The sequence below is a fragment of the Halorubrum rubrum genome (assembly GCF_024494685.1).
GTDB classification, from domain to species: domain Archaea; phylum Halobacteriota; class Halobacteria; order Halobacteriales; family Haloferacaceae; genus Halorubrum; species Halorubrum rubrum.
Genome location: NZ_JANHDM010000009.1, coordinates 101,317 through 126,112, shown reverse-complemented (window position 1 = coordinate 126,112; position 24,796 = coordinate 101,317). Strand labels below are relative to the sequence as shown.

Genomic DNA, 24,796 nt, shown 5'->3' with positions numbered 1-24,796 from the left:
TCGGGGCGCGATCGCGTCCGGCCGACCACGTCCATAACCCGTGAGACACGTCGGACTCACGCTACGGATGGCCGTCGTCGGCGCGATCCTCGCGGGGTTCTACCTCGTCGCCGTCGCGGCCGCGATGGTGCTGTTCGGGGAGGGGATCCTGCCGCTCGCGGTCGCCGGCAGCGTCCTCCTCGTCGGCGTCCAGTACAAGGTCGGCAAGTGGGCGGCGCTCCGGAGCGTCGGCGCGGAGGACCTGCCCGAGAGTCAGTACCCCCGGATCCACCGGACGGTGGAGACGCACTCCCGAGAGATGGGGATCGAGAAGCCGACCCTGAAGATCGCCCGGATGGGAGTTCCGAACGCGTTCGCCGTCGGCCGGAAGGGCGCGGGCGTGGTCGTGGTCTCCGAGGAGCTGGTCCGGCTGCTCGCGGACGACGAACTGGAGGGCGTGCTCGCCCACGAGCTCGCCCACATCGCCAACCGCGACGTCGTGACGATGCAGCTCGGACAGGGGATCGCGTCGATCGTCGCCATCGCGGCGCAGTGGGCGGTCCTGTTCACCGGCGAGAACGATCTGGCCGACTTCTTCCTCGCGATCGTCGTCGGGAACGTCGTCCAGTTCATCGTGATGATCTTCGTGCTCGCCATCTCGCGGTACCGCGAGTACGTCGCCGACGCCGACGCGAGACGCGCGGTCGGCTCGGGCGAACCCCTCGCCCGCGCCCTCGAGAAGATCCACCAGGGGAACCGGCCGGGAGGGTCGACGGGACGGCGGACGCGCGGCTCGACGGGACGCGGCGGCCGCGGGCGCGGAGGCCGAGGCTCCGGCGACGCCGGGGTCGACCGGCAGGTGAGCGCGCTCTGTATCTCCAGTCCCGACCGCGGGCTGCTCCAGCGGATCGTCTCCACGCACCCGCCGATGGAGAAACGCGTCGAGCGACTCCGGTCGTAGATGACGGGAATCCGTGAACTCCTCGCGGTCGCCATCGGTACCCTGTTCGGACTCCTCCTGATCGCCGCGCCGCGGGCGGCCGTCCGGCTCTCCGTGTTCGTCGGCCCCGATCACCGTCGGGGAGGGGAGTACGGAACGGACGCGTCCGTCCCCGATCGGTGGCTCTGGATCGTCCGCGGGCTCGGCGTCGCGTGTCTCGCGGTCGCCGCGGTCGTCGGCTACCGGGCGTTTTCGGTCTAGCCGTCCGCCCAGGCGTCGCCGTGCGCGGTAGCCGTCGAACTCGCCGCGGTCGATCTGCCGTTCGATCTCGCGTCGGGTCTCCCGATCCAGCCGAAGAAGGTGACAGAGCGGGTGACCGGGGGCGGCGACCGGGTTCTCCAGGGCCCCGAGGATCAGCCCGTCGAAGGGCGCGCGGACGACGCGCTTCTCGCCAGGGTCGACCTCGGCGTCGTAGCGGAACGGCTCCGGCTCGGCACGCGGCTCGCTCATGCGAGCGAGTCACGAGGACGGGGGAAAACTGCTGTGCCGACGGCGGACGAGCGGCGGATGCGGGCGGGACGGTGACGGAGCGTCGTCGGGCCGGTGCCGGATCCGCATCGGACCGAGACCGGGTCGGCGGTAGCCTTACGACGTCGCTTCGATAACGAGGTCCGTATGAGCGAGGGATCGGCGGGAGAAGAGGGGCCCGAGTCGTCGGCGGGCTCCGTACCGGAGTCCGGTGTCGGGCCGGGTCCCGACCGCGGATCCGGCCCGGAGATCGATCCCGCGGTCGCCGCGACGGTCCGCGAGGAGTTGCGGACGGCGTTCACCTACCAGGTCGAACGTCTCAGGGAGATCGACACCAAGGCGATCGAGATCCTCAAGGCCAACCTCGTGCTCATCGGGATCGTCGTCACCGGCGGGTCGATCGTGGTCCAGACGGAAGTCGACCTCGGCGGGTTCCTCAATCCCTTCACGCTCGCCGGCGGGATCCTCCTGCTCGTCTCGACCGGGCTGGCCGCGGTCACGTACACGGCCTCCGACCTCCGCGGCGGGTTGAGCATCGCGGACGTGGACGCGGTGATCGCGGCCGAGCGCGGGCGAACGGGATCCGAGGAGTCGGGCGTCGACGGGACGGAGGACCGACCGCCCGGATTCGACGAGCGACTGCTCCGCAGCTACGCCGAGTGGATCGACTACAACGCCCGCGTCACCGCGGTCAACGACCTGCTCGCGACGGTGACGGTGCTTCTCGTCTTCCTCGCGTTCGTCTACGTCGTCGCCGGCGTCGCGGTCGGCGCGGCCGGGCTCTCGCCGGCGGCGTCGTGGGTCTCGTTCGCCGTCCTGACCCTTTTCGGCGGCGGCTTCACCTGGATCGCCGCGCACATGGACCACCTCGGTCCGGAGAGGAGACACGCGGCCGCCTCGTTCGACGGCGTCCAACTGTCGAAGGGAGCGGACCGCAGCGAGGCGTGGTCCTCGCTGCGGGCGATGCTCGGGAGGGAGCCGCCCGAAGCGTCGCTGGCGGAACCGTTCGAGCCGAGCGAGAAGACGGCAGACGGGGACGGAGACGGCCGCCGAGGTCGCGACGGCGAGTGATCACTCCTCCTCTTCTTCCTCTTCGACCGGAACTCGACCTCGCTCCCAGACGGCCCGCGCGGAGGTGTCGTTCGGGGCGGTGTGTGAGACGTCCTTCATCGTGTCGCGGTCGGCGTCGGTCATGGTAGCGGCTGTAGCGCGGATCCGAGTATTAACGCTTCGTGAAAAGAGATAACGAGTCCTTATATTATATAAGGCATTTCGCGTCTACCGGGAGTACCCCCGCTCGAACGGGTCGATCTCCTCGGAGCCGGGCTCGTCCTCGTCGCGGGTGAAGCCGGGGCCGCCGGTCGCTAGCTCGAAGACGAGTCCGTCGGGGTCGCTGAAGTAGATGCTCTTGAAGTAGGTGCGGTCTTTGACTTCGCTTACGTTGACCCCCCGCTCGCGGAGGTGTGACCGCCACTCGCGGAGCGTCTCCTCGTCGTCGACGCCGAACGCGAAGTGGTGGCTCGCGCCGGGACCGGGGTTTCCCCGCGAGTCGGGATACTCGAAGTACGTGACGTTCGTGCCCGGTTCGCCCTCGGGCGTCGACGAGAAGTAGTAGTGGGGCGTCCCCGGATCGTCGTAGTTCTGCGTCCGCTTGACCGTGTGCCAGCCGAGGACGTCCTCGTAGAACGCGACGGTCTCGTCCATGTCCGTACAGACGTTCGTTACGTGGTGTAAGCCGGTGGTCGGTGGCGCGTCACCCATAGCGGGACGTGAACGTCCACCGTGAAAGGCGTTGGCTGGAGAGATCGGTTCGCGAACGATCGACCGTTCGGGCGATCGAGCGATCGGAAGCGGGACGAGGTGCGACGAGGCGACCTAGAGGAGGCCGATGCCGATCGCGTACGGCCACGCGGAGCCGCCGACGGCGAGCAGCGCGAGCGCCGCCCCGGCACCGTACAGGTTCTTGAGGAAGCCCGTCAGCTCGTTCTGGCGCTCCTCGGGGTCGTCGACCGACCAGAAGTCGTGCATCGTCACCGCGGAGACGAGGAGGAAGACCGCGAGCGCGCCAGCCGAGAGGACGGGGAACGCACCGACGGCGACCCCGAGCCCGCCGAGGACGAGCAGCGCGCCCGAGGCGACGGTCGAGAAGCGCGGTGCGGGGAGCCCCTTGAACTCGGCGTAGCCGGCCATCCCGTCCACGTTCATGAAGTGATTCAGTCCCATGAACGCGAGCACGCCGCCGAACAGGAGGCGACCGAGCAGGAACAGTTCGCCGGCGAACGGCGCGTCGAGCTGGAGCGGTAGCGTCGTGAATTCAGCTAACATCGTGTAACTACATGTACGAACGCAACCTATATATCGATTCCCGGACAAAACGGTTAGTAGGTAACACCCATGTCATCACAGGATCTCGCGGAGTCGGACCCGACGGCCGACGCCACGGCGCCGACGGACGAGGAAGCGATCGACGAGGCGGCGGTCGATACCCCCTGTCCGATCGTCGACTCGATCGAACAGATCGGCTCGCAGTGGCGGCTCGTCGTCCTCTACGAGCTACAGAACGGCGAGCGACGGTTCAACGAGCTCAAACGCGAGACCGATGCGAACGCCCGCACGCTCTCTCGCGTGCTCGACGACCTCCAGGAGTCCGGGTTCGTCGACCGTCGAATGGAGGAGGACGCGCCCGTCGCGACCTACTACAGCCTCACCGAGAAGGGCGAATCGCTCGCGCCCGTCTTCGCAGAGATAGACGAGTGGGCCCAAGAGTGGCTCGCCGAGTGTAACGCGTAGCGCGCCGAGTGACTCGCATCGGGGCTCGTCGCCTCGCCGACCTTATATTCCTATTAGCTCCTCCCGCATCACCCGAGTAACTATACGAAGTCTTGAAGTAGGGTTTCCAATTATGTAGGTGTAAGATGGCGAAGTCAAACAAGTTCACCGTCGTTTCCGAACAGAACGATCACGATCACGCCGCAGTACGTGCGCATCCACGCAACGAGACGTACCACATCGTCGACTACGCCGACGGGACCGCTCGCGAGCGCGTCGCCGACCTCCCGGCCGGCTCCGTCGTCCAGATGGAGCTCTCCCGTGCCGGGCGTCGGAGCAACGTCTGGCGCGCCGAGTCGGTTCACGCCGCGGAGACCGACGGCGGTGTCGAGCTGGAAGGATAGAAGAACCGAATCCCCGCCACGGAACGGATCGACGGTCGGCCGCGCCGCGGACCTCCGTCGACCGCGCTCCGTTACTCGTCGGGCGTGAGCCGAGGGTTCGTCACCGCACCGATCGACGCCGAAGAGAAGTCGCGACCGTACTTCGCCAGCACGCCGCCCTCGTAGGGGGGCTCCGGGGCCTCCCAGCCCGCCGCGCGCTCCTCGAGTTCCTCCTCGGAGAGGTCGACCGTGAGATCGCGGTTCGGGATGTCCACCGTGACGTGATCGCCGTCCTCGAGGAAGCCGATCGGGCCGCCGACGGCCGCTTCCGGGGCGACGTGGCCGATCATCGGACCGCGCGTCCCGCCCGAGAAGCGCCCGTCGGTGAGCAGCGCCACGTCCTCCTCGTGGCCCGCGCCGACGACGGCGGCGGTCACGCCGAGCATCTCGCGCATGCCGGGACCGCCCGTCGGCCCCTCGTTCCGGATGACGATCACGTCGCCGGACTCGATCTCACCGGACTGGACGTACTCCATCGCGTCCTCCTCGTTCTCGAAGATCCGCGCGGGCCCCTCGTGGTAGAACGCGTCGTCGCCGGTCACCTTGAGGACCGCGCCGTCCGGCGCGAGGTTCCCGTCCAGGATCTTGATCGCGCCCTCCGCCTCCTTCGGGTCGTCGACGGAGTAGAGGAAGTCCGCGTCGATCGCGTCGTCGTCGGGGAGAGCGCCGTCCGCCTCGAGTTCGGCGATCTCCTCTTCGATCGTGTTGCCGGTGACGGTCAGCTGGTCGCCGTGGAACAGATCCGCCTCGAGCAGGCGGCGGATCACGACCGGGACGCCGCCGATCTCGTGGAGGTCGTTCATCACGCGCGAGCCGCCGGGCTGGAGGTCCGCGATCTTCGGCGTCCGCTTCGATATCTCGTCGAAGTCCTCGATCGAGAGGTCGACGTCGGCCTCCGCGGCGAGCGCGAGCAGGTGTAACACGCCGTTCGTCGAGCCGCCGATCGCGGTCTGTAAGGCGATCGCGTTCTCGAAGGACTCCCGCGTGAGGATGTCGGACGGACGGCGGTCGTTCTCGATACAGTCCATGACGAGCGCGCCCGCCTCCGCGGCCACCTCGTAGCGCTCCTCGTTCTCCGCGGGCGCGGAGGCGGAGCCGAGCGGCGCGAGACCGAGCGCCTCCGATATCGACGCCATCGTGTTGGCGGTGAACATCCCCCCGCAGGAGCCCGCGCCGGGGCAGGCGTGCCGCTCGAGTTCGTCGAGCTCCTCGCCGCTCATGTCGCCCTCGGCGTACGCGCCGACGCCCTCGAACACCTGGACGATCGTCACGTCGCGTCCCTCGTGTTCGCCGGGCATGATCGAGCCGCCGTAGAGGAAGACGCTCGGCAGGTCCGTCCGGATGGCCGCCATCATCATGCCGGGCAGGTTCTTGTCACAGCCCGCGACGGTGACCAGGGCGTCCATCCGTTCGCCGAAGGAGACGAGCTCGACCGAGTCGGCGATCACCTCCCTCGAGATCAGGCTCGCCTTCATCCCCTCGGTCCCCATCGAGATGGCGTCGGAGATGGTGACGGTGCCGAACTCGATGGGCATCCCGCCGGCGTCGTCGATCCCGTCGAGGGCGGCGTCGGCCACGTCGTCGAGGTGGACGTTACAGGGCGTGATGTCCGCCGCGGGGTTGGGCACGCCGACGATCGGCGAGGAGAGGTCCTCGTCGTCGAAGCCCATCGCGCGGAACATCGACCGATGTGGGGCCCGGTCGGCACCCTCGGTCACGTCCCGGCTCCGGAGGCTCTCCCCTTTCTCGCCCGCGAATCGATCCGCGTCGTCCGCACGCCGTCGGGAGCGTTCCTCCCCGTCGGGTCGCGGCTGCTGTTCGCTCATAGTCGTACCTGTCGCTCGGGGGTCTTAAACGAACCCACCCGAACAAGTCCGTCCGGAACCGGGGCGGCGATCGGTCGCTCGGTTCCGCAATTCTGAACGGTTCCGTCGAGTGAGTCACTCGTACCTTGCTTCGCGGCTCCTTCGTCGCCGCTCGGCTACGAGACCGACTCCTTCGCTCCGTTCAGTCGTCGCTCTCGCCCGTCTCCAGCCGGCCGCCCTCCCGTTCCCACTCGGTCAGGCTCCCCTCGTAGAACGCGATCTCGGGATAGTCGAGCGCGCGGAGGACGGTGTAGGTGTGGCTGATGCGGCGCGCGGTGTTACAGTAGAGGACGACCCGGTCGTCGGGGTCGATGCCGCGAGAGGCCAGAAGCTCCCGTAGCTCCGCCTCGGGCCGGACCGTCCGGGCGTCGGTGTCGACGAGTTCACGCCAGTCGAGCCGGACCGCGCCGGGGATGTGGCCCTCCTCGTACTCCCACGCCTCGCGAGTGTCGACTATCGTCGCGTGCGGGTCGTCGACGGCGGCCGCCATCGTCTCGCGGTCGATGAGCGGGCCGTCGGTTCGGAACGCGGCCGGATACGTCGATGAAGTCACGTCCGACTCGTCGGTCGTCGTCGGCTGCGAGCGGTTCCAGACGGAGTAGTCGCCGGAGAGCAGGTGGAGCCTCGCGGGGTCGTGACCGTACAGCTCGGCGGTGACGAGGAAGCGCGCCGCGAAGACGCCGTGGGTGTCGTCGTAGGCGACGACGTCGTCGTCGGGGTCGATCCCGGCGGCCTCGGCGATCGCGGCGAAGGCGTCCGCGCCGGGGAGCATGCCGGCCTCGGCCGCGCCGTGTTCCTCGGCGCGGAACGTGTCGAACGGGACGTTGACCGCGCCGTGAACGTGGCCGATCCCCTCGTACTCCCAGGCGTCGCGCACGTCGACCACGACGACGTTCGGGGCGTCGAGCCGCTCGGCGAGCCACTCCACGTCGACGATCCGGTCGTTCATGTCTCGTCGTTCGGAGCCGTCGGTTTAACCCCTCCCTTCCGGGCGATCCCTTCCTCGCTCGAATCCAACGGGAAGATGTTGCCGCGATCGCCGAGGAGCGGCCGAGCGTGCCGTGAGGGTGGGGGATATACGGGGGCGACCCGTACGTGTGGATGTAATGAGCGATTCCGATTACGCGAACGACGTGCTGGTCTCGGCCGACTGGGTCGAAGAGCGACTCGACGAGTTCGGGAGCGACGACCCCGACCTCCGGCTGGTGGAGGTCGACGTCGACACCGAGGCGTACGACGAGAGCCACGCCCCCGGAGCGATCGGCTTCAACTGGGAGACCGACCTCCAGGACCAGACCACGCGCGACGTCCTCGAGAAGGGCGACTTCGAGGCGCTGCTCGGCGACCACGGGATCTCCGAGGAGTCGACGGTGGTGCTGTACGGCGACAACGCGAACTGGTTCGCGGCGTACACCTACTGGCAGTTCAAGTACTACGGCCACGACGACGTGAAGCTCCTCGACGGCGGCCGGGAGTACTGGCTCGAGAACGACTACCCGACGACCGACGAGGTCCCCGAGTACGCCGCGGTCGAGTACGAGGCGTCCGGCCCGCGCGAGTCCATCCGCGCGTACCGCGAGGACGTCGAGAACGCGATCGACCGCGGGCTTCCGCTCGTCGACGTTCGGTCGCCCGAGGAGTTCAGCGGCGAGGTGCTCGCCCCGCCCGGACTCAACGAGACCGCCCAGCGCGGCGGTCACATCCCCGGCGCGCAGAACGTCTCCTGGTCGGTCGTCACGAACGAGGACGGGACGTTCAAGACCGCAGAGGAGCTGAAGGAGCTGTACGCGGAGTACGGCATCGACGGCGACGAGACGACGGTCGCGTACTGCCGGATCGGCGAGCGCTCGTCGGTCGCGTGGTTCGCGCTCCACGAGCTGCTCGGGTACGAGGACGCGGTCAACTACGACGGCTCCTGGACCGAGTGGGGCAATCTGGTCGGTGCGCCGATAGAGAAGGGCGAGGCCGAGTGACGAAGGATCGAGGCCTCGTAGCGGAGCGGGGCGAAGTCGACGACTGAGCGTAGCGAAGGAGTTGACTTCGGAATATCGAACGGGGAGTGAAACGACCCGTGAGAAGGGCGAGGCTGAGTGAGCAACGCGAGCGAAGCCTCGTAGCGGAGCGACCCGCGGAGCAGGGCGAAGTCGGCGACTGAGCGTAGCGAACTCGTTTTTCGACGCCGACCGTCGCATACAACTACTCGGAGACGGTACCGAAGCGCATGACCCCCGAGGCGTTCATCGAGGCCGTTCGCGACGACAACGAGACCGCCCTCTCGCGGCTCGGCTCGTCGAAGTCGCTGTTCGCGGACACGGCGGGCGAGATGGAGCCCGAAGCCGTCCTCGCCGCCGCGGCGACCGCCGAGCACCACGCGGCCGAGACGTACGAGGCGTGGGCGGAGAGCGAGGCCGGCGACGTCGCCGAGGCGTTCGCGGAGACGGCCCGCGAGGAGCGCGCCCACTACGACACGGTCGTCGGCGACCTCGACGACCACGAGCCGGGCGAGACGCCCGCGATCCAGTCGTACCTCCGCGGGCTCGACGACACGGTCGAGCGCCTCGGCGGGTTCGTCGGGCGGACGCTCGCGGCCGAGAAGTCGAAGACGCAGGTGACGGGCTTCTTCGTCGGCAACGCGGACCCGCAGACTGCGGGGCTGTTCCGGTCGATGGGTGACGACCTCGACGCGCAACTGGAGCGGGCGATCGACCTGCTCGCGGGCGAGTGCGGCGACGACGATGCGGCGTGGGAGCGCGCCCGCGAGGCGGCCGGCGGCGCGATCGAGGCGGCCTACGGGGAGTACACCGACAGCCTCGAATCGATGGGTGTCAACCCGAAACCGGTCTGTTGAAGCGGCGGTACGGTTCCCGGTGATCGGGACGATCGCGGATCAGCACGCCTTTTTCTGACGGCCACCGAGGGTGACCATGGAGACCAGCAGTCCGGGTGACGCGGAACGTGGCGGCTCGGAGCGAGCCGGCGTCGCGCTGTTCGTCGACGGGCCGAACGTGTTGCGCGAGGAGTTCGACGTCGACCTCGACGACGTCCGCGAGGCGGCGGCGGCCGAGGGACGGCTCGTGACGACCCGGCTCTACCTCGACGAGCACGCCACGCCCGGACTGATCCAGGCGGCGGAGGCGCGCGGGTTCGAGGTCGTCGTGACCAGCGGCGACGTGGACGTGAAGCTCGCGGTCGACGCCGCCCGGTTCGCCGCCGAAGAGCGGATGGCGACGCTCGCAATCGCCTCGCGCGACACCGACTTCAAGCCGGTCCTCGAGACGGCCAACGGGTACGGCATCCGGACGCTGGCGATCGCGCCCGGCGAGTTCGGTCGGTCGGACGCCCTCCGCAACGCCGCCAGCGACTCGGTGACCCTCGACGGCGACCTGTCCGAGACGGTCGAACGCGCCGACGGATCGAACGGTTCGGACGAAGAGGGAGGTCGGGAGGGAAACGGGAACGGCGGCGCTGGTGGCGGTGAGTGAGGCGACCGCCAAGGGGTCGGCGTCGATCGACCGGAACGAGCCGGCGTCGCTACCTGGGCGGACCCCGGCGACCGCCCCGACCGTTGCGGGTCCGCCGGGCGTCCTGGATCCGGCCGACGAGGAGCGCGCCGGTCCCGCTCACGAGCGAGACGGCGGTGAGGATCCCGACCCCGGCCGGAACGAGCCCGAACCGGGCGACCGCCGCGTCGACGCCCAGCTGGAGGAACCCGAGGTAGGGGACCGAGAACAGCGCCTTGGCGTGGACGAGTTCCTCGTGGACGACCGGCGCGATCCCGGCGCTCTGGTCGTACTCGCCGTTGGCGTCGCCGTAGGTCACGTACCCGTCGTAGGGGGCCGGACAGGCCGCGATGTCGGCGCAGTCGGCCCCGTCGAGCAGGTCGGGGTCGGCCCGGTCGGTCCAGTCCTCCCCGGCGGTCACCCGGAACGCGACCCGGTGGAGGATCGGTCGGCTCGGATCGACCGGGGAGGTGAAGACGACGACGTCGCCGGGACCGTCCAGTCGCGTCGGCGCGTCCGCCGCGTCGCTCCCGATGGGGTCGTCCCACGGGAACCGGTCGACCGCGGTCACGACGACGAGGTCGCCACGCTCGACGGCGGGCTCCATGCTCCCGCTCTCGACGGCGACGAGCGGGGGCCACGCGCCGCCGACCGCCACGACGAGGAGGGCGACGGCGAGGACTGCGGCGGCGGGACCGAAGCGTTCTCTCGGACGGCGGATCACGTGTCGTAGGGGGGCCGGATCGGACTTGAGGGTGTCGCCGATCACGGAACGGGCGATCGGGGGCGAGACCCCCTCGATGACAAGACATTAGGTCCGCGCCGGAGAGGTGCTGGCATGAGCGAACGGACTCCTCCGCTTCACGGCGTTCACGAGGCGCGCGGCGCGTCGTTCACAGACTTCGGCGGGTGGCAGATGCCCGTCGAGTTCGACTCGATCCGCGAGGAACACGCGGCCGTCCGCGAGGCGGTCGGCGCGTTCGACGTCTCCCACATGGGCGAGATAGAGGTGTCGGGCCCGGACGCGACGACGCTGATGAACCGGCTGACCACGAACGACGTGGCGGCGCTCGGTCCGGGCGACTCCCAGTACGCCGCGGTCACGGACGAGGACGGGATCATGCTCGACGACACCGTGGTGTATCGGCTTCCGGACGGCGTCGAGGCCGGGAGCGCGACCGCGTCACTGGCGGGACTCGACGGGGAGACCGACGGCGACCTGGACGCGACGAGCGGCGAGCCCGCGTACCTCTTCGTCCCCAACGCGGGCCACGACGGGGAGATGACGGAGCGCTGGATCGACTATCGCGACGACCACGACTTCGACGCGGCGGTCGCGAACACGACCGCGGAGTGGGCGATGTTCGCGATCCAGGGGCCAGAGGCGGTCGACGCGATGGAGGGGGCGCTCGGTGACGACGCGGCCGCGCCTCCCGACGCGGTCGCCGGCCTGTCGAAGTTCCAGGCAACGCTTGCGACCGTCGGCGGCGTCGCGAGCTGGGTCGCCCGTACCGGCTACACCGGCGAGGACGGCTTCGAGGTGATGTGCCCCGCGGTCGACGCCGAGACGGTCTGGTCGGCGTTCGACGTCCAGCCGTGCGGGCTCGGCGCGCGAGACACCCTCCGGACGGAGATGGGCTTTCTGCTGTCGGGTCAGGACTTCGATCCCGACGGGGAGCCGCGCACTCCCTACGAGGCGGGGATCGGGTTCGTCGTCGACCTCGATACGGAGTTCGTCGGCCGTGACGCGCTGGCCGCGGAGCGCGACGACGGCGGGCCGACGGAGACGTTCACCGGCGTCAAACTCCTCGAGCGCGGGGTGCCCCGAGGCGGCTACGCGGTCACCGACGGCGACCTGACCCGGATCGGCCACCTCACCTCGGGCACGATGAGCCCCACCCTCGGCGAGCCGATCGGACTCGGCTACCTCCGCGAGGAGCACGCCGAGCCCGGAACCGAGGTGAGCGTCGTCGTGCGCGGCGACGAGAAGCGCGCTGAGGTCGTCACGCCGCCGTTCCTCGACCAATAGACCGCCGAGAGGAGTCGACGACGCCGTCACGGCCCGACACCCTTAACTCCGAAACCCATCGAATGGCGGGTAATGAGTGCCGACGCGCCGAGCGATGCGGAGCCCGAGACGGGATCCGACGCCGAGTCGGAGGCAGTGCCGGACGCCGAATCCGAGGCGTTCGTCGACGCCTGCGAGCACCTCGTCGACCGGATCCTCGCCGGCGACGTGGACCGGGAGAACCTCGAGTCCGCGAAGCTCGACGCCTGCTCGGCGTTCGCCTCGCCGAAGGTTCCGAAGAACACCGAGATCCTCGATCACGCCCCCGCGGAGGCCCGCGACGACGTGATCGAGGTGGTCCGCCGTAAGCCGGTCCGGACCGCATCCGGGGTCTCGCCCGTGGCGATCATGACCTCGCCGAAGCTGTGCCCCCACGGGAAGTGCCTCTACTGTCCCGGCGGGCCGGCCTCGGAGTTCTCCTCGGCGCAGTCGTACACCGGCCACGAGCCCGCCGCCGCCCGCGGCGAGCAGAACGACTACGACCCGTACGGGCAGGTCACCCTGCGGCTCGAACAGCTCCGGAAGATCGGCCACCCGGTCGACAAGGTGGAGCTCATCCTGATGGGCGGGACGATGACGGCGCGCTCACACGACTACCAGGAGTGGTTCGTCAAGCGCGCGCTCCAGGCGATGAACGACTACGACCTGGAGACGGAGCCCGAGCCCGCGGAGGGCGAGTCGTTCGCGCCGGATCCCGAGGAGACCGAGTTCGCGTACCTCGAGGACGTGATCGCGGAGAACGAGACGAACGCGATCCGCAACATCGGGACGACCTTCGAGACGAAGCCCGACTGGTGTGACCCCGAGCAGATAGACCGGATGCTCGATCTCGGCGGCACCAAGGTCGAGGTCGGCGTCCAGACCACCTACGAGCGGATCAACCGCGAGATGCACCGCGGCCACGGCAACGAGGCCTCCCGCAACGCCAACCGCCGGCTGCGCGACGCCGCGTTCAAGGTCGGCTTCCACATGATGCCGGGCCAGCCGGGGATGACGCGGGAGATGTGTCTCGAGGACTTCCGACAGCTCTTCGAGCGTCCGGAGTGGCGGCCCGACTACCTCAAGATCTACCCGACGCTCGTCGTCGGCGGGACCCGCGTGTACGACCGCTGGCGACGCGACGAGTTCGAGCCGCTGTCGAACGAGGAGGCCGCGGACCTCGTCGCCGAGGTCATGGACGTCATCCCGAAGTACACGCGGCTCCAGCGCGTCCAGCGCGACATCCCGGCGGACTTCATCGAGGGCGGCGTCTGGAAGTCGAACCTCCGCCAGCTCGCCGATCGGCGGGCGGAGGAGAAGGGGATCGTCCAGCGGGACGTCCGTGCCCGCGAGGTGGGCCACAACGACGCCGACCCCGACCCGGACGACGTCGAACTCGACGTGCTCACCTACGAGGCGGGCGGCGGGACGGAGCATTTCGTCTCCTTCGAGGACCCCGTCCGCGACCTGCTCGTCGGGTTCTGTCGGCTGCGGTTCCCCTCCTTTGCGCCCGACCAGCCCGGCGCGCCCGGCACCGAGGGCGACGCGATCCGCCGCGAGCTCGAGGACGCGGCCCTGGTCCGCGAGCTTCACGTGTACGGCAGCGAGGTCGCGCTCGGCGGCGACGGCGACTGGCAACACCAGGGGTACGGCCGACGACTCATCGAGCGCGCGGAGGAGCTCGCCCGCGAGGCGGGGTACCGGAAGGCGGCGATCATCTCGGGGATCGGCGCGCGCGAGTACTACCGGAACAAGCTGGGGTACCATCAGGACGGGCCGTACGTGTCGAAGCGACTGTGAATCGGGCGTTTGAGCCACCGAAACGGCTAACTCGACGCTTGGCGATCGGTCCGGTATGTCCCTCCACGCGGTCGACGAGATCGAGCGAGCCTTCGGCGTCACCCGCGAGTTCCTGACCCCGATCGACGTTCGTCGCTGGCTGAAACTCGCGTTCGTCGTCTTCTTCGTCGGCGGCGGCGTGAGCTTCCCGTCGGCGCAGTTCAACGCCTCCGCCCCGTCCGAGGAGATCCCCGCGGGCGACGTTCCCGGGTCGCTCCCGAACGGCCTCGCGGACGCCCTCCCGGCCGATCCCCTGCTGATAGTCGTCGCACTCGTCGGTGCGGGCGTCCTCCTCGGGGCGGTGTTCGCGTTCGTCGCCGCGGTCATGGAGTTCGTCCTGATCGAGTCGCTCCGGACCGGCGAGGTGTCGATCCGACGCCACTGGCGTCGTCGCTGGCGACAGGGGCTCCGGCTGTTCGGCTTCCGGGTCGCGGTCGGGCTCCCGATGCTCGCGCTGGTCCTCGGCTGGCTCGCGCTGGTCTTCGTCCCGCTTCTCACCGGACGCGACCTCGGCGTTCCGTTCGTGGCGTTCCTCGCGGGCATCCCAGTGTTGTTGGTCGGCGGCGTCGTCTACGGGCTGGTTTCGGGGTTCACGACCACGCTCGTCGTTCCCCTCATGATCCGGTTCGATTCGGGCGTTCTCGCGGCGTGGCGGCGGCTCTGGGAATCGATCAGGGCGGCGTGGACACAGTACCTGGCGTACGCGGTCGTCGCGTTCCTGTTGACGGTCGCCGTCGGACTGGTCGCGTCGATCGCGGTGGGGATCGTCGCGGTCCTACTCGCCGTCCCGTTCGTCGTCGTCGCCCTGATCGCCCACGTCACCGTCTCGCTCTCGTCGACGGTCGGACTCGTCGTCCTCGTCGGCCTCGTACTCGTGTTCGGGGCGACGATGCTCGTGATCTCGGCGCTCGCGCAGGTTCCGGTCGTGACGTACCTCCGGTATTACGCGCTGCTCGTTCTCGGGGGCATCGACGAGTCGTTCGACCTCGTTTCGGAACGGCGGGAGGTCGTCGCCGGGGAGTGATCGAGGGTACGCGGGCGGCGACCGATCCCCTCGGGCGGTAACGGGCGTCCACCCGACAACGACACGCCTTTTCCCGGCCCACGTGTGGGGCCCGTATGGACCCGAAGCGGGAGCTATCGAGCATCGACCTCAGCGCGCTCGTCACCGAGCTCGGCCGGTACGAGGGCGCGAAGGTCGACAAGGCGTACCTCTACGACGACGACCTGCTCCGGCTGAAGCTGCGCGACTTCGACCGCGGCCGCGTCGAACTCATGATCGAGGTCGGCGACGTGAAGCGCGCCCACGTCGCGGACCCGGCCCACGTCGCGGACGCGCCGGGACGCCCGCCGAACTTCGCGAAGATGCTCCGGAACCGCCTGTCGGGCGCGGACTTCGCGGGCGTCAGCCAGTACGAGTTCGACCGGATCCTCACCTTCGAGTTCGAGCGCGAGGACGAGAACACGACGCTCGTCGCGGAGCTGTTCGGCCAGGGGAACGTGGCCGCGCTCGACGAGACGGGCGAGGTCGTCGGCTCGCTGTCGACCGTCCGGCTCAAGTCCCGCACGGTCGCGCCCGGCGCGCAGTACGAGTACCCGGCCTCCCGGCTCAACCCCCTCGACGTGAGCCTCGACGCGTTCGCCCGGCACATGGACGAGTCCGACACCGACGTGGTCCGGACGCTCGCCACCCAGCTCAACCTCGGCGGCCTCTACGCCGAGGAAGTGTGTTCCCGCGCGGGCGTCGAGAAGGAGACCCCGATCGACGAGGCGGACGAGGAGATCTACCGGGCGCTCCACGGAGCGCTCGATCGCATCGCCGAGCGGCTCCGCTCCGGCGACATCGACCCGCGCGTGTACGAGGAGCCGCTCGAGGACGCGGAGCTCGACGATCCCGACGCGGACCGGCCCGTCGTCGACGTCACGCCGTTCCCGCTGTCGGAGCACGAGGGGCTCCCGAGCGTCGGCTTCGACTCCTTCAACGCCGCCGTCGACGAGTACTTCCATCGGCTCGCACGCGACGACGCGGCGGAGGCCGACGCACCCGCGGACGCCTCGGCGTCCCGGCCGGACTTCGAGGAAGAGATCGCCAAACAGGAGCGGATCATCGAACAACAGCGGGGCGCGATCGAGGGGTTCGAGGAGCAAGCCGAAACGGAACGCAAGCGCGCGGAGCTCGTCTACGCTCACTACGACCTCGTCGACGAGGTGCTCTCGACGGTTCGGGAGGCCCGCGAGAACGACGTGTCCTGGGACGAGATCGAGGAGACGCTGGAGGCGGGCGCGGAACGCGGGATCGCGGCCGCGGAGGCGGTCGTCGACGTCGACGGGAGCGCGGGGACCGTGACGGTCGAACTGGGCGAGGACGACCTCGCGGTCGAGCTCGAGGCCGACGACGGGGTCGAGGTGAACGCCGACCGGCTCTACCGGGAGGCGAAGCGGATCGAGGGGAAGAAGGCGGGAGCCGAGGAGGCGATCGAGTCGACCCGGAGGGAGCTGGAGGCGGTAAAGGAGCGCAAAGCCGAGTGGGCAGCCGCGGACGAGGACGACGACGGTGGACCGGCGGGTGAGGACGGGGGAAGCGACGGGGACGGCGACGACGAGGAGTACGAGGTCGACTGGCTCTCCCGGTCGTCGATCCCGATCCGGAGTCCCGACGACTGGTACGAGCGGTTCCGGTGGTTCCACACCTCGACGGGCTACCTCGTCATCGGCGGGCGCAACGCCGACCAGAACGAGGAGCTGGTGAAAAAGTACATGGGAAAACACGACCGCTTCTTCCACACGCAGGCGCACGGCGGCCCGGTCACGCTGTTGAAGGCGGCGGGCCCCTCGGAGTCGGCGGACCCGGTGGACTTCTCGGAGGAGACGCTGCGGGAGGCCGCGCAGTTCGCGGTGTCGTACTCCTCGGACTGGAAGGACGGCCGCGGCGCGGGCGACGCGTACATGGTCGAGCCCGATCAGGTGTCGAAGACGCCCGAGAGCGGCGAGTACATCGAGAAGGGGAGCTTCGTCATCCGCGGCGACCGCACCTACTTCGAGGACGTGCCCTGCCGGGTCGCGGTCGGCGTCCAGTGCGAGCCGGTGACGCGCGCGATCGGCGGGCCGCCCTCGGCGATCGAGGGACGGGCGGCGACGAGCGTCACGCTGGAACCGGGGATGTACGCACAGAACGACGCCGCGATGATGGCGTACCGGACCCTCAAGGAACGGTTCGCCGACCAGTCGTTCGTGCGGAAGGTCGCGAGCGCGGACCGGCTCCAGGAGTTCCTGCCGCCGGGCGGCTCCGACATCGTCGACTGAGGCGCCAGGCTCTCTCCGCCGGAGCGAGCGCGACGTTTTAACTCTTCGACGGCCGGAGTCGACCCATGAGCTTCGAATCGCTGCCCGACGGCTGGCGAGTGTGGAACGAGGAGCCGAGCGGGCGGGCCATCCTCGTCTACCGGCCGGACGTCTTCGACGGCGACGACGTCCCCGCCGAGTGCCTGCCGACGATCTACCTGACTAACGGCGCGCGGAACGCCCGTCCGGGGTCGGGCCAGTACGCGACCGACGAGTGGCACGTCGTGCTCTTTTTAGAGCCCGAGATCGAGGCGGTCGCGGAGACGTACGGATCGCGTGAGGCGGGCGCGGACGCCGCCGTCGACGTCGCGGCGCGGTTCGCCGCCGGCGACGTGGACTACCGGGCGGCCTATCAGGTCCCTCGGGAGGCGTACTTCGAACGGCTCGACGAACTCGTCGGGGGGGCGTGATCCGACCGCGATCGGGGGTTCCCGCGGTCTCCCGTTTCACGCGTGACGATCCACATATATGGATAATACGGGCTGTATGTGAAGGCTCGAAAGCCACGAACACGAGGGTTTTTATCGATTCCCGTCCCACGGTCGCGTACATGAACGCCGGTGGGGACCACGCCGACGACGAGCCGCGAGAGAAGTGCGGCGTCGTCGGCGTCTCGCTCGCGGGGAGGGACGCCGCGCGGCCGTTGTACTACGCGCTGTACGCGCTCCAGCACCGCGGCCAGGAGTCCGCGGGGATCGTCACGCACGACGGCTTCCAGCAGCACAGCCACGTCGAACGCGGGCTCGTCGGCGACGCCTTCGAGGCGGGCGATTTGGAGTCGCTAGCCGGCTCGACCGGGATCGGCCACGTCCGCTATCCGACGGCCGGCAGCCTCGACAAGAGCTGTGCGCAGCCCTTCTCGGTGTCGTTCAAGTCGGGATCGCTGGGACTCTCGCACAACGGGAACCTCGTGAACGCCGACGAGGTGCGCGAGGAGCTGGCCGCGGCCGGCCACGCGTTCACTTCCGACGGCGACACCGAGGTGATCGCCCACGACCTCGCGCGCAACCTCCTGGAGGAGGACCTCGTCCGCGCGGTCAAACACACGATGAACCGGATCCACGGCTCCTACTCGCTCGCGATCACCCACGACGACACCGTCCTCGGCGTGCGCGACCCGATGGGGAACCGGCCGCTGTGTCTCGGCAAGCTCGAGGACGGGTACGTGCTCGCCAGCGAGTCCGCCGCCATCGACACCCTCGACGGGGAGCTGATCCGCGACGTCCGCCCCGGCGAGCTCGTCGTCCTCGAACCCGACGGCTCCGGCTACGACACCTACCAGCTCGTCGAGCGCGACTCGACCGCCCACTGTTTCTTCGAGCACGTCTACTTCGCGCGGCCCGACTCCGTGATCGACGGCGACCTCGTCTACGAGGTCCGCCGCGAGCTCGGCCGGAAGCTGTGGGAGGAGTCCGGCGTCGAGTCGGACGTGGTGATGCCCGTCCCCGACTCCGGACGGGCGTTCGCCTCCGGCTACGCCGACGCCGGCGCGGAGACGACGGCCGACGGCGATCCTCGACCCGAGGACGACGACGGCATCGAGTTCGCCGAGGGGCTGATGAAAAACCGGTACGTCGGCCGGACGTTCATCATGCCGACGCAGGACGAGCGCGAGCGCGCGGTGCGACTGAAGCTCAACCCGATCCGCTCGACGGTCGAGGGGAAGTCGGTCACCATCATCGACGACTCCATCGTCCGCGGGACGACCTCGACTCAGCTCGTCGAGCTGGTTCGCGAGGCGGGTGCCGAGGAGGTCCACCTCCGGATCGGCGCGCCGCCCATCGTCGCGCCGTGTTACTTCGGGATCGACATGGCGACCCGCGAGGAACTCATCGCCGCCGACAAGTCGACGGAGGAGATCCGCGAGCGGATCGAGGCCGACTCGCTGTCGTACCTCTCGATCGACGCGGTCGCGGAGGCGCTCGACGCGAGCCGGGCGGACCTCTGTCTCGGCTGCGTGACGGGCGAGTACCCCTTCGACGTCGAGGGCGAGGCGACCGACCGTCCGGTCGATACTCCCTCGACGGACGCGCCGGCGGCCGACGACTGAACCGGCGGCCGGTCCGAAGGCGTCGCGCTCTCAGCCTGCGGAGCGTATCGGGAGCTTAAATACGGCGACCGTTCGACATGCGCGTATGACAGGGAACGCCGGCGAGACGTCGATGAGTCGCCGCCGACTCATCCGAGCGAGCGGTGCGAGCGCCGTCGCGGCGGCGGGACTCGCCGTTGGGACCGGAACCGGATCCGCCCAGTACGACGGGTGGCTGGACGACGTCGAGAACTACGACGGCACCCACGACTACCGCGGCCGGGACGAGGTCACGGTCGAGGTCGGCGCTGGCGATACCGGGCTGCTCTTCGCCCCGGCCGCGATCCTGATCGACCCCGGTGCGACGGTGGTCTGGGAGTGGACCGGCGAGGGCGGGCTCCACAACGTGGTCGCCGAGGACGAGACGTTCGACAGCGGCGAGACGGTCGAAGAGGAGGGTACCACCTTCGAGTACACCTTCGAGGACGCGAGCGAGGGCGACGTCTTCAACTACCTCTGTGTCCCCCACGAGTCGGCCGGCATGAAAGGGTCGGTCGCGATCGGCGACGTCGACGACGACATCGTGAGCCCGGACGACGGGGACGGCGACGACGGCGGAAGCGACGACGACGGCGAGGGGGACGGCGACGGTAACGAGTCGACGGGCGGCGGGGGTGGTCGTGACCTCTCCGCGAGCGACATCGGCGCGCTCGCGCTCGGCCTCGGCGTCGCCGGGTCACTCCTCGTGCCGCTGTTCTACGCGGCCCACCGCAAGGCGGAGAAGAACCGGTAGCGCGGCGGATTCGAGGATATCGCGGATCTTCGACGGTCGCGCGATCGAACGCGCCTCCTTCCCTCGACTGTCGCGCCGTCAGAACGCGTGATACAGCATGACGTAGACGCCGATGCCCATCGCGAAGGAGACGAGCCAGAGGAGCGCGGCGACGAAGCCGACCTGCGCGTGGCGGGTGTGATACAGCTCGGCGTACGGGCGGGTGGCCGCCAGGAACAGCGCGTGGAAGACGAAGGGGATACAGACGATCGCGAACAGGATGTGAATCGCGAGAAACGGGAGGTAGAGGTAGGTATAGGCGGCCTCCGGGCCGGGGAACTCCGCGGTCCCGACGAGGATCAGCCGGTAGAGATAGCCGGCGAGGAACGTCGAGAAGAGCGCGAACGACGCCAGCATGAACGCCCGGTGTCGCCGGACGTTTCCGCGGGAGATCGCCCGCCAACCGAGGAGGATCGTGGCGATCGCGGTCGCGGAGATCGCGGCGTTCAGGTGCGGGATCGCGGCGAGGGTCGCGTCGCTCGCGCGCGGAAGGAGGCTGCTCGGGACCACGCCGCCGACGGCCCCGAAGACGAGCGCCAGCGAGGCGACTGAGGCGGCGGCGGTCAGTATCGGAACGTTCTCGCGTGCCCACTCTCGCATGGATCGGGTATCGATCCGAAGGGGCAAACCGGTGCCGGTCCCGGCGGGGAAACCCGCCGTCGACTCGGCCCGCGTCGGTCGGTGTCATCGGTCGGCACCCCGGTATCGAATGGAAGGGCTTTTAATCTGGGACGGGGTACGACGAGACGCGACAGAACGCAGCGAGCGTGGGTAGCCAAGCCAGGCCAACGGCGCAGCGTTGAGGGCGCTGTCCTGTAGAGGTCCGCCGGTTCAAATCCGGTCCCACGCATCGTACACAGATTGCATCTGTGTGCCAGCAAATCTTCGATTTGCGAGGCACGGCGGCACACCCGCCACACCGATGCACGGTGTTGTCTCTACGACAGCACCCACGCACAATTCCTACGGACGCCACGCGAGTAGTGTCGACGCCGTCAGTTTCTCCGGGTATATATAAAGAAACGAGCGGCGTCGCTGGCGACCGGCTTTTCGTTGCTAACGCGGAAGTCAGTCTTGACCTCCAAAGCCCCAGCAGCGAGGGCTCACGGCTTCACCGTTCGCCGGCCGAGGGCTCCCTTCGGTCGCCCTCACACGACTCGCGACTCCCCGTTGAGTCCCACCCGACCGCACCACCGGAAGACGGTCCTGCGCTCACTTCGTTCGCTGCGCGGGCTGCGACTTCCATGCTCCCGCTCGTTCCACTCGCGGGAACGCACCCGCACCTCACGCCTCCCCAGCCTCGTCGACCGGCCTCCGCGTCGCTCCGGCCGGTCGACTCCCTCGCGGACGGTTCGTGCCGCTTCGCGGCACTCACCGGCGCGCCACCGCCCCTGGGCTATATACCACGTCGCCGGCTGGGGTCCATGACCCTCGCATCCGCCGTCGCTCGCCGGCACCCGCGAACTGCCACCCTTTTAGTCCCGGCGTGCCGGAGTGAGCCGTAATGAGCGAGTACGACCACGAGGAGTTGGGCCTCGTCGCCGGGCTGGAGATCCACCAGCAGCTCGACACGGCGACGAAGTTGTTCTGTGACTCCCCGACCGTCGAGCGCGACCCCGCCGAGGCCGACCGGGAGATCACCCGCCGGCTCCACCCGACCAAGAGCGAACTTGGCGAGCTCGACCAGGCCGCCTTGGAGGAGAGCCGGGTCGACCGCGAGTTCACCTACCTCGCGTACGACACGACCTGTCTGGTCGAGGAGGACGACGAACCCCCCCGTTGGGTCGACGACGAGGCGCTGTCGGTGGCGCTCCAGATCGCCGACCTCCTCGACGTGAGCGTCGTCGACCAGGCGCACGTCATGCGGAAGCTCGTGATCGACGGGTCGAACACCTCCGGCTTCCAGCGGTCGATCCTGCTCGGACAGGACGGCGCGATCGAGACCAGCGAGGGGAGCGTCTCCATCGAGGACCTCATGCTGGAGGAGGAGTCGGCGAAGCGCGTCGAGGAGACGGACGACGGCGTCGTCTACTCGCTCGACCGCCTCGGCGTCCCGCTCGTCGAGATCGGGACCGGTCCGGACGTCCGGAGCCCCGAGCAGGCGAAGGAGGCGGCCGAGCGGATCGGCATGCTGCTCCGGTCGACCGGCGCGGTGAAACGCGGGCTCGGCACGATCCGTCAGGACGTGAACGTCTCCATCGCCGAGGGTGCGCGCGTCGAGGTGAAGGGCGTCCAGGACCTGGCGGGGATCGAGGACATCGTCCGCGGCGAGGTGGGGAGACAGGCCGAACTGCTCGCGATCCGCGACGAGCTCCGCGAGCGCGACGCGGGCGTCGGAACCGTTTCGGACGTCACCGACGTCCTCGCCGACACCGACTCCGGCGTGATCCGGGGCGCGCTCGACGCGGGCGGGAAGGTGACGGCCGTCCCGCTGTACGGCTTCGACGGGCTCGTCGGCCGGGAGATACAGCCGGACCGCCGGCTCGGCACGGAGCTTTCGGACCACGCGAAGCGCCACGGTGCGGGCGGGATCTTCCACACCGACGAGCTGCCCGCCTACGGCGTGACCGAGGCCGAGGTCGGGCGGCTTCGCGAGGCGGTTGACGCGGGCGAGAACGACGCCGTCGCCATCGTCGCGGCCGACCCGGAGACCGCGGATCTCGCGATCGAGGCCGCCGCGGAGCGCGCGGCCGCCGCGATCGAGGGCGTCCCCGAGGAGACCCGCGGCGCGAACGACGACGGCACCACGCGCTACCTCCGGCCGCTTCCCGGCGCGGCGCGGATGTACCCCGAGACCGACGTGCCGCCGGTCGAGCCGGACCCCTCGGACGTCGAGCGACCGGAGCTGCTCGACGAGAAGACCGACCGATACGCCGAGGAGTTCGGGCTCGACCGCGGGCTCGCCGAGCAGGTGGCGTTCGGCCGCCGGTTCCCGCTCTTCGAGACCGCCGTCGATCGCGGCGTCGACGCCACCTTCGCGGCCTCGACGCTGGAGTCGACGACGACGGCGATCCGCCGGGACGGCGCGCCGGTCGAGAACCTGACCGACGACCACTTCCTCGCGGTCTTCGAGTTGGTCGAGGACGGCGACCTCGCGAAGGAGGGCGTCCCCGAGGTGCTCGCGACGCTCGCCGAGGATCCCGACCTGACCGCGGCCGAGGCCGTCGAGGCGGCGGGACTCTCGGGCGTGAGCGACGAGGCGGTCCGCGAGGCGGTCCGCGAGGTCGTCGAGCGCAACGCCGACCAAGTGGAGGCCGAAGGAATGGGCGCGTTCTCCGGGCTGATGGGCGAGGCGATGGGCGCGCTCCGCGGGAAGGCCGACGGCGAGGTCGTCTCCGACGCGCTCCGCGAGGAGATCGCGAGGCGGTCGTAGGACTCCCGACTCGGTTCGGGCTTCCCCTCCGCTCACTGCTCCGTATACACCATTCGATCGAGACCCGTCCCGGCCCAGTTCGATCAATACAGAGAAGGAGTGAACGGCCGCCCGAGCGGTGGCGCGCCTCCGAGTGCCCGACAGGGCACGAGGAGCCCGCGAGGGACGCGGCGAGCGGAGCGAGCCGCGAGGCTGGGGAGGCGTGAGGTGCGGTTGCGGTACTGTGCGGGGTGGGATTCAAAGGGGCAGTCGCGAGGACGAAGCACGGCGCAGTAAGCAGCGTGGCGCTACGCGCCGCTGGCAGCCGGCGGCGGAGCCGCCGGCGACACCGCAGCGAAGGAGCAAAGCGACTGAGTGAGGCGCGTAGCAAGCCGCGCGAGTCGTGCGAGGGCGACCGAAGGGAGCCCTCGGCCGGCGAACGGTGAAGCCGTGAGCCCTCGCGGCTGGGGCTTTGGAAGAGTTCACCGCGCCAGCAACAGTCTCATTTTTATCAACTCGTTTCCGATCGAAACACCCGTCCAATACGCACTCGAAACGTAACGGCCGTTTCGGACGAAAAGACGTTCAAGACGTAGTCAACGAGGTCGCGTTCACTCGTCGAGGTACGCGTCGACGAGCGCGGCCTCCGCCTTCCGGAGGTGTGTCCCCGCCGTCGACGACGAGCAGTCGATCGCGTCGGCTACGTCGTCGACCGATCCGGTCCGCGGCACGTCGTAGTAGCCGACCCGTCGCGCCGCGCGGAGCGCCTCAGCCTGCCGGTCAGTCACGTCGACCCCCGCGATCCGGCGTCCGCCGTCGTACGATCCGATCCGGTCGACGTCGACGTCGATCGCGTCCGGGAGCGCCGAGAGCGCCCCCCGCAGCTGGTCCGGCGGGCCGACGACGCCGACGGAGAGCCGCCCGTCCGGGCGGTACACGACGGGCGGGACCGAGAGGAACTCTGTCTCGAGGAACGCGCCGAGGAACGCGTCGAGCGGGCCGTCGAGCGTCTCGTGTGCCTTGAGGTAGAACGTCTCGGGGTCGTCGCTTTCGTCGCCCCCGTCGCTTCCGTCACCCCCGTCGCCGGGAGGCGACTCGGTCGCCGGACTGACCTCGAATCGCTCGATCGAGTCGACGGCCCGCAGCCGTTCGAGGTACGGCTCCCGCGCGGCGGTGACCCGGAACAGCGTCGCGAGCGTCCCGTCATCGAGCCGACGCCAGGTCAGAAGCTCCGAGCGCCACTCCTCACCGCCGTCGAGGAAGTCGTGCATCGGGTGGCGGATCGACCGCGGGAACCGGAACCTCACGTGGACGTACCGCATGCGAGGATC

24 protein-coding genes, 1 tRNA gene and 1 pseudogene are annotated in these 24,796 nt (G+C 69.4%); 17 read left to right on the top strand and 9 right to left on the bottom strand.

Translation table 11 applies throughout. The features are described from left to right. Positions 1–67 precede the first annotated feature (67 nt). Together NO889_RS11220 and NO889_RS11215 are read left to right on the top strand one after the other, a co-directional pair. Positions 68–940: a M48 family metallopeptidase gene (locus NO889_RS11220; RefSeq protein ID WP_256412375.1), complete on the top strand. Its 873-nt coding sequence runs from the start codon at positions 68–70 to the stop codon at positions 938–940. Then, the gene (locus NO889_RS11215) at positions 941–1,180 is read left to right on the top strand and encodes a DUF6199 family natural product biosynthesis protein (RefSeq protein ID WP_256412334.1); all 240 of its coding nucleotides are present in this window, start codon (positions 941–943) and stop codon (positions 1,178–1,180) included. Here the strand turns inward: NO889_RS11215 and NO889_RS11210 are convergent. Beyond that, positions 1,177–1,369: pseudogene (locus NO889_RS11210) on the bottom strand (succinylglutamate desuccinylase/aspartoacylase family protein); the annotation flags it as partial. The gene NO889_RS11215 and the pseudogene NO889_RS11210 overlap by 4 nt on opposite strands. A gap of 225 nt (positions 1,370–1,594) precedes the next feature. Between NO889_RS11210 and NO889_RS11205 the strand changes: the two are divergent. Further along, entirely contained in the window at positions 1,595–2,518 is a 924-nt protein-coding gene (locus tag NO889_RS11205; protein WP_256412333.1) for a hypothetical protein, read from the top strand. Here NO889_RS11205 and NO889_RS11200 read toward each other — a convergent pair whose 3' ends face one another. The 3 genes from NO889_RS11200 to NO889_RS11190 form a co-directional block, all read right to left on the bottom strand. Then, complete coding sequence (locus NO889_RS11200; protein ID WP_256412332.1) at positions 2,519–2,641, bottom strand: DUF7989 family protein; 123 nt, start codon at positions 2,639–2,641, stop codon at positions 2,519–2,521. Between the two features lie 84 nt (positions 2,642–2,725). Then, a complete protein-coding gene (locus tag NO889_RS11195; protein ID WP_256412331.1) occupies positions 2,726–3,208 on the bottom strand; it encodes a VOC family protein in 483 nt (160 codons plus the stop codon). A gap of 114 nt (positions 3,209–3,322) precedes the next feature. Next, positions 3,323–3,772 carry a DoxX family membrane protein gene (locus NO889_RS11190; protein WP_256412330.1) on the bottom strand — a complete coding sequence of 150 codons (450 nt, stop codon included), beginning with the start codon at positions 3,770–3,772 and terminating at the stop codon, positions 3,323–3,325. Between the two features lie 69 nt (positions 3,773–3,841). On the opposite strand from NO889_RS11190, the gene NO889_RS11185 reads away from it, so the two are divergent. Both NO889_RS11185 and NO889_RS11180 read left to right on the top strand, forming a co-directional pair. After that, positions 3,842–4,237 carry a winged helix-turn-helix transcriptional regulator gene (locus NO889_RS11185; RefSeq protein ID WP_256412329.1) on the top strand — a complete coding sequence of 132 codons (396 nt, stop codon included), beginning with the start codon at positions 3,842–3,844 and terminating at the stop codon, positions 4,235–4,237. A gap of 125 nt (positions 4,238–4,362) precedes the next feature. Further along, positions 4,363–4,620, top strand: a complete 258-nt coding sequence (locus NO889_RS11180; RefSeq protein WP_256412328.1) for a DUF7999 family protein — start codon at positions 4,363–4,365, stop codon at positions 4,618–4,620. A 71-nt stretch (positions 4,621–4,691) separates the two neighbouring features. Here the strand turns inward: NO889_RS11180 and ilvD are convergent, their stop codons facing one another. Then, positions 4,692–6,485 carry a dihydroxy-acid dehydratase gene (ilvD, locus tag NO889_RS11175; RefSeq protein WP_256412327.1) on the bottom strand — a complete coding sequence of 598 codons (1,794 nt, stop codon included), beginning with the start codon at positions 6,483–6,485 and terminating at the stop codon, positions 4,692–4,694. Positions 6,486–6,666: 181 nt separating this feature from the next. After that, complete coding sequence (locus NO889_RS11170) at positions 6,667–7,473, bottom strand: sulfurtransferase (RefSeq protein WP_256412326.1); 807 nt, start codon at positions 7,471–7,473, stop codon at positions 6,667–6,669. Positions 7,474–7,630: 157 nt separating this feature from the next. Here NO889_RS11170 and NO889_RS11165 point away from each other — a divergent pair, with 157 nt between their 5' ends. The 3 genes from NO889_RS11165 (at position 7,631) to NO889_RS11155 (ending at position 10,006) form a co-directional block, all read left to right on the top strand. Next, positions 7,631–8,497: a sulfurtransferase gene (locus NO889_RS11165; protein WP_256412325.1), complete on the top strand. Its 867-nt coding sequence runs from the start codon at positions 7,631–7,633 to the stop codon at positions 8,495–8,497. A gap of 248 nt (positions 8,498–8,745) precedes the next feature. Next, entirely contained in the window at positions 8,746–9,372 is a 627-nt protein-coding gene (locus NO889_RS11160; RefSeq protein ID WP_256412324.1) for a transcription antitermination protein, read from the top strand. Positions 9,373–9,448: 76 nt separating this feature from the next. Next, on the top strand, positions 9,449–10,006 hold the full coding sequence (locus NO889_RS11155; protein WP_256412323.1) for an NYN domain-containing protein: 558 nt from the start codon (positions 9,449–9,451) through the stop codon (positions 10,004–10,006). Positions 10,007–10,055: 49 nt separating this feature from the next. Here NO889_RS11155 and NO889_RS11150 read toward each other — a convergent pair whose 3' ends face one another. Then, positions 10,056–10,748 carry a S26 family signal peptidase gene (locus NO889_RS11150; protein ID WP_379787035.1) on the bottom strand — a complete coding sequence of 231 codons (693 nt, stop codon included), beginning with the start codon at positions 10,746–10,748 and terminating at the stop codon, positions 10,056–10,058. Positions 10,749–10,862: 114 nt separating this feature from the next. Here NO889_RS11150 and gcvT point away from each other — a divergent pair, with 114 nt between their 5' ends. From gcvT to NO889_RS11115, 7 genes are all read left to right on the top strand, one after another. Further along, a complete protein-coding gene (gcvT, locus tag NO889_RS11145; RefSeq protein ID WP_256412322.1) occupies positions 10,863–12,053 on the top strand; it encodes a glycine cleavage system aminomethyltransferase GcvT in 1,191 nt (396 codons plus the stop codon). A gap of 72 nt (positions 12,054–12,125) precedes the next feature. Next, entirely contained in the window at positions 12,126–13,871 is a 1,746-nt protein-coding gene (locus tag NO889_RS11140; protein ID WP_256412321.1) for a tRNA uridine(34) 5-carboxymethylaminomethyl modification radical SAM/GNAT enzyme Elp3, read from the top strand. 55 nt (positions 13,872–13,926) lie between these two features. Then, positions 13,927–14,934, top strand: coding sequence for a DUF7544 domain-containing protein (locus NO889_RS11135; RefSeq protein ID WP_256412320.1), 1,008 nt, complete (start codon positions 13,927–13,929; stop codon positions 14,932–14,934). Between the two features lie 95 nt (positions 14,935–15,029). Continuing rightward, positions 15,030–17,213: a ribosome rescue protein RqcH gene (rqcH, locus tag NO889_RS11130; RefSeq protein ID WP_256412319.1), complete on the top strand. Its 2,184-nt coding sequence runs from the start codon at positions 15,030–15,032 to the stop codon at positions 17,211–17,213. A gap of 65 nt (positions 17,214–17,278) precedes the next feature. Beyond that, the gene (locus tag NO889_RS11125) at positions 17,279–17,662 is read left to right on the top strand and encodes a DUF5820 family protein (RefSeq protein WP_256412318.1); all 384 of its coding nucleotides are present in this window, start codon (positions 17,279–17,281) and stop codon (positions 17,660–17,662) included. Between the two features lie 140 nt (positions 17,663–17,802). After that, a complete protein-coding gene (gene purF, locus NO889_RS11120) occupies positions 17,803–19,302 on the top strand; it encodes an amidophosphoribosyltransferase (protein WP_256412317.1) in 1,500 nt (499 codons plus the stop codon). A gap of 85 nt (positions 19,303–19,387) precedes the next feature. Continuing rightward, a complete protein-coding gene (locus tag NO889_RS11115) occupies positions 19,388–20,074 on the top strand; it encodes a halocyanin domain-containing protein (protein WP_256412316.1) in 687 nt (228 codons plus the stop codon). A 78-nt stretch (positions 20,075–20,152) separates the two neighbouring features. Here NO889_RS11115 and NO889_RS11110 read toward each other — a convergent pair whose 3' ends face one another. Then, complete coding sequence (locus NO889_RS11110) at positions 20,153–20,713, bottom strand: DUF420 domain-containing protein (protein WP_256412315.1); 561 nt, start codon at positions 20,711–20,713, stop codon at positions 20,153–20,155. Positions 20,714–20,878: 165 nt separating this feature from the next. Between NO889_RS11110 and NO889_RS11105 the strand changes: the two genes are divergently transcribed. Next, positions 20,879–20,963 (top strand) — tRNA-Leu (locus tag NO889_RS11105). A 654-nt stretch (positions 20,964–21,617) separates the two neighbouring features. Next, positions 21,618–23,486 (top strand): Glu-tRNA(Gln) amidotransferase subunit GatE, encoded by a 1,869-nt coding sequence (gatE, locus tag NO889_RS11100; protein WP_256412314.1) that lies wholly within the window; start codon positions 21,618–21,620, stop codon positions 23,484–23,486. Positions 23,487–24,076: 590 nt separating this feature from the next. Here the strand turns inward: gatE and NO889_RS11095 are convergent. Continuing rightward, positions 24,077–24,787 (bottom strand): helix-turn-helix domain-containing protein, encoded by a 711-nt coding sequence (locus tag NO889_RS11095; protein ID WP_256412313.1) that lies wholly within the window; start codon positions 24,785–24,787, stop codon positions 24,077–24,079. Positions 24,788–24,796 lie beyond the last annotated feature (9 nt).

What these genes read in the sequence shown, in the direction of transcription:
- NO889_RS11220 (WP_256412375.1), top strand. Translation starts at nt 68, where the DNA reads ATGGCCGTCGTCGGCGCGATCCTCGCGGGGTTCTACCTCGTCGCCGTC.
- NO889_RS11215 (WP_256412334.1), top strand. Translation starts at nt 941, where the DNA reads ATGACGGGAATCCGTGAACTCCTCGCGGTCGCCATCGGTACCCTGTTC.
- NO889_RS11205 (WP_256412333.1), top strand. Translation starts at nt 1,595, where the DNA reads ATGAGCGAGGGATCGGCGGGAGAAGAGGGGCCCGAGTCGTCGGCGGGC.
- NO889_RS11200 (WP_256412332.1), bottom strand. Translation starts at nt 2,641, where the DNA reads ATGACCGACGCCGACCGCGACACGATGAAGGACGTCTCACACACCGCC.
- NO889_RS11195 (WP_256412331.1), bottom strand. Translation starts at nt 3,208, where the DNA reads ATGGGTGACGCGCCACCGACCACCGGCTTACACCACGTAACGAACGTC.
- NO889_RS11190 (WP_256412330.1), bottom strand. Translation starts at nt 3,772, where the DNA reads ATGTTAGCTGAATTCACGACGCTACCGCTCCAGCTCGACGCGCCGTTC.
- NO889_RS11185 (WP_256412329.1), top strand. Translation starts at nt 3,842, where the DNA reads ATGTCATCACAGGATCTCGCGGAGTCGGACCCGACGGCCGACGCCACG.
- NO889_RS11180 (WP_256412328.1), top strand. Translation starts at nt 4,363, where the DNA reads ATGGCGAAGTCAAACAAGTTCACCGTCGTTTCCGAACAGAACGATCAC.
- ilvD (WP_256412327.1), bottom strand. Translation starts at nt 6,485, where the DNA reads ATGAGCGAACAGCAGCCGCGACCCGACGGGGAGGAACGCTCCCGACGG.
- NO889_RS11170 (WP_256412326.1), bottom strand. Translation starts at nt 7,473, where the DNA reads ATGAACGACCGGATCGTCGACGTGGAGTGGCTCGCCGAGCGGCTCGAC.
- NO889_RS11165 (WP_256412325.1), top strand. Translation starts at nt 7,631, where the DNA reads ATGAGCGATTCCGATTACGCGAACGACGTGCTGGTCTCGGCCGACTGG.
- NO889_RS11160 (WP_256412324.1), top strand. Translation starts at nt 8,746, where the DNA reads ATGACCCCCGAGGCGTTCATCGAGGCCGTTCGCGACGACAACGAGACC.
- NO889_RS11155 (WP_256412323.1), top strand. Translation starts at nt 9,449, where the DNA reads ATGGAGACCAGCAGTCCGGGTGACGCGGAACGTGGCGGCTCGGAGCGA.
- gcvT (WP_256412322.1), top strand. Translation starts at nt 10,863, where the DNA reads ATGAGCGAACGGACTCCTCCGCTTCACGGCGTTCACGAGGCGCGCGGC.
- NO889_RS11140 (WP_256412321.1), top strand. Translation starts at nt 12,126, where the DNA reads ATGAGTGCCGACGCGCCGAGCGATGCGGAGCCCGAGACGGGATCCGAC.
- NO889_RS11135 (WP_256412320.1), top strand. Translation starts at nt 13,927, where the DNA reads ATGTCCCTCCACGCGGTCGACGAGATCGAGCGAGCCTTCGGCGTCACC.
- rqcH (WP_256412319.1), top strand. Translation starts at nt 15,030, where the DNA reads ATGGACCCGAAGCGGGAGCTATCGAGCATCGACCTCAGCGCGCTCGTC.
- NO889_RS11125 (WP_256412318.1), top strand. Translation starts at nt 17,279, where the DNA reads ATGAGCTTCGAATCGCTGCCCGACGGCTGGCGAGTGTGGAACGAGGAG.
- purF (WP_256412317.1), top strand. Translation starts at nt 17,803, where the DNA reads ATGAACGCCGGTGGGGACCACGCCGACGACGAGCCGCGAGAGAAGTGC.
- NO889_RS11115 (WP_256412316.1), top strand. Translation starts at nt 19,388, where the DNA reads ATGACAGGGAACGCCGGCGAGACGTCGATGAGTCGCCGCCGACTCATC.
- NO889_RS11110 (WP_256412315.1), bottom strand. Translation starts at nt 20,713, where the DNA reads ATGCGAGAGTGGGCACGCGAGAACGTTCCGATACTGACCGCCGCCGCC.
- gatE (WP_256412314.1), top strand. Translation starts at nt 21,618, where the DNA reads ATGAGCGAGTACGACCACGAGGAGTTGGGCCTCGTCGCCGGGCTGGAG.
- NO889_RS11095 (WP_256412313.1), bottom strand. Translation starts at nt 24,787, where the DNA reads ATGCGGTACGTCCACGTGAGGTTCCGGTTCCCGCGGTCGATCCGCCAC.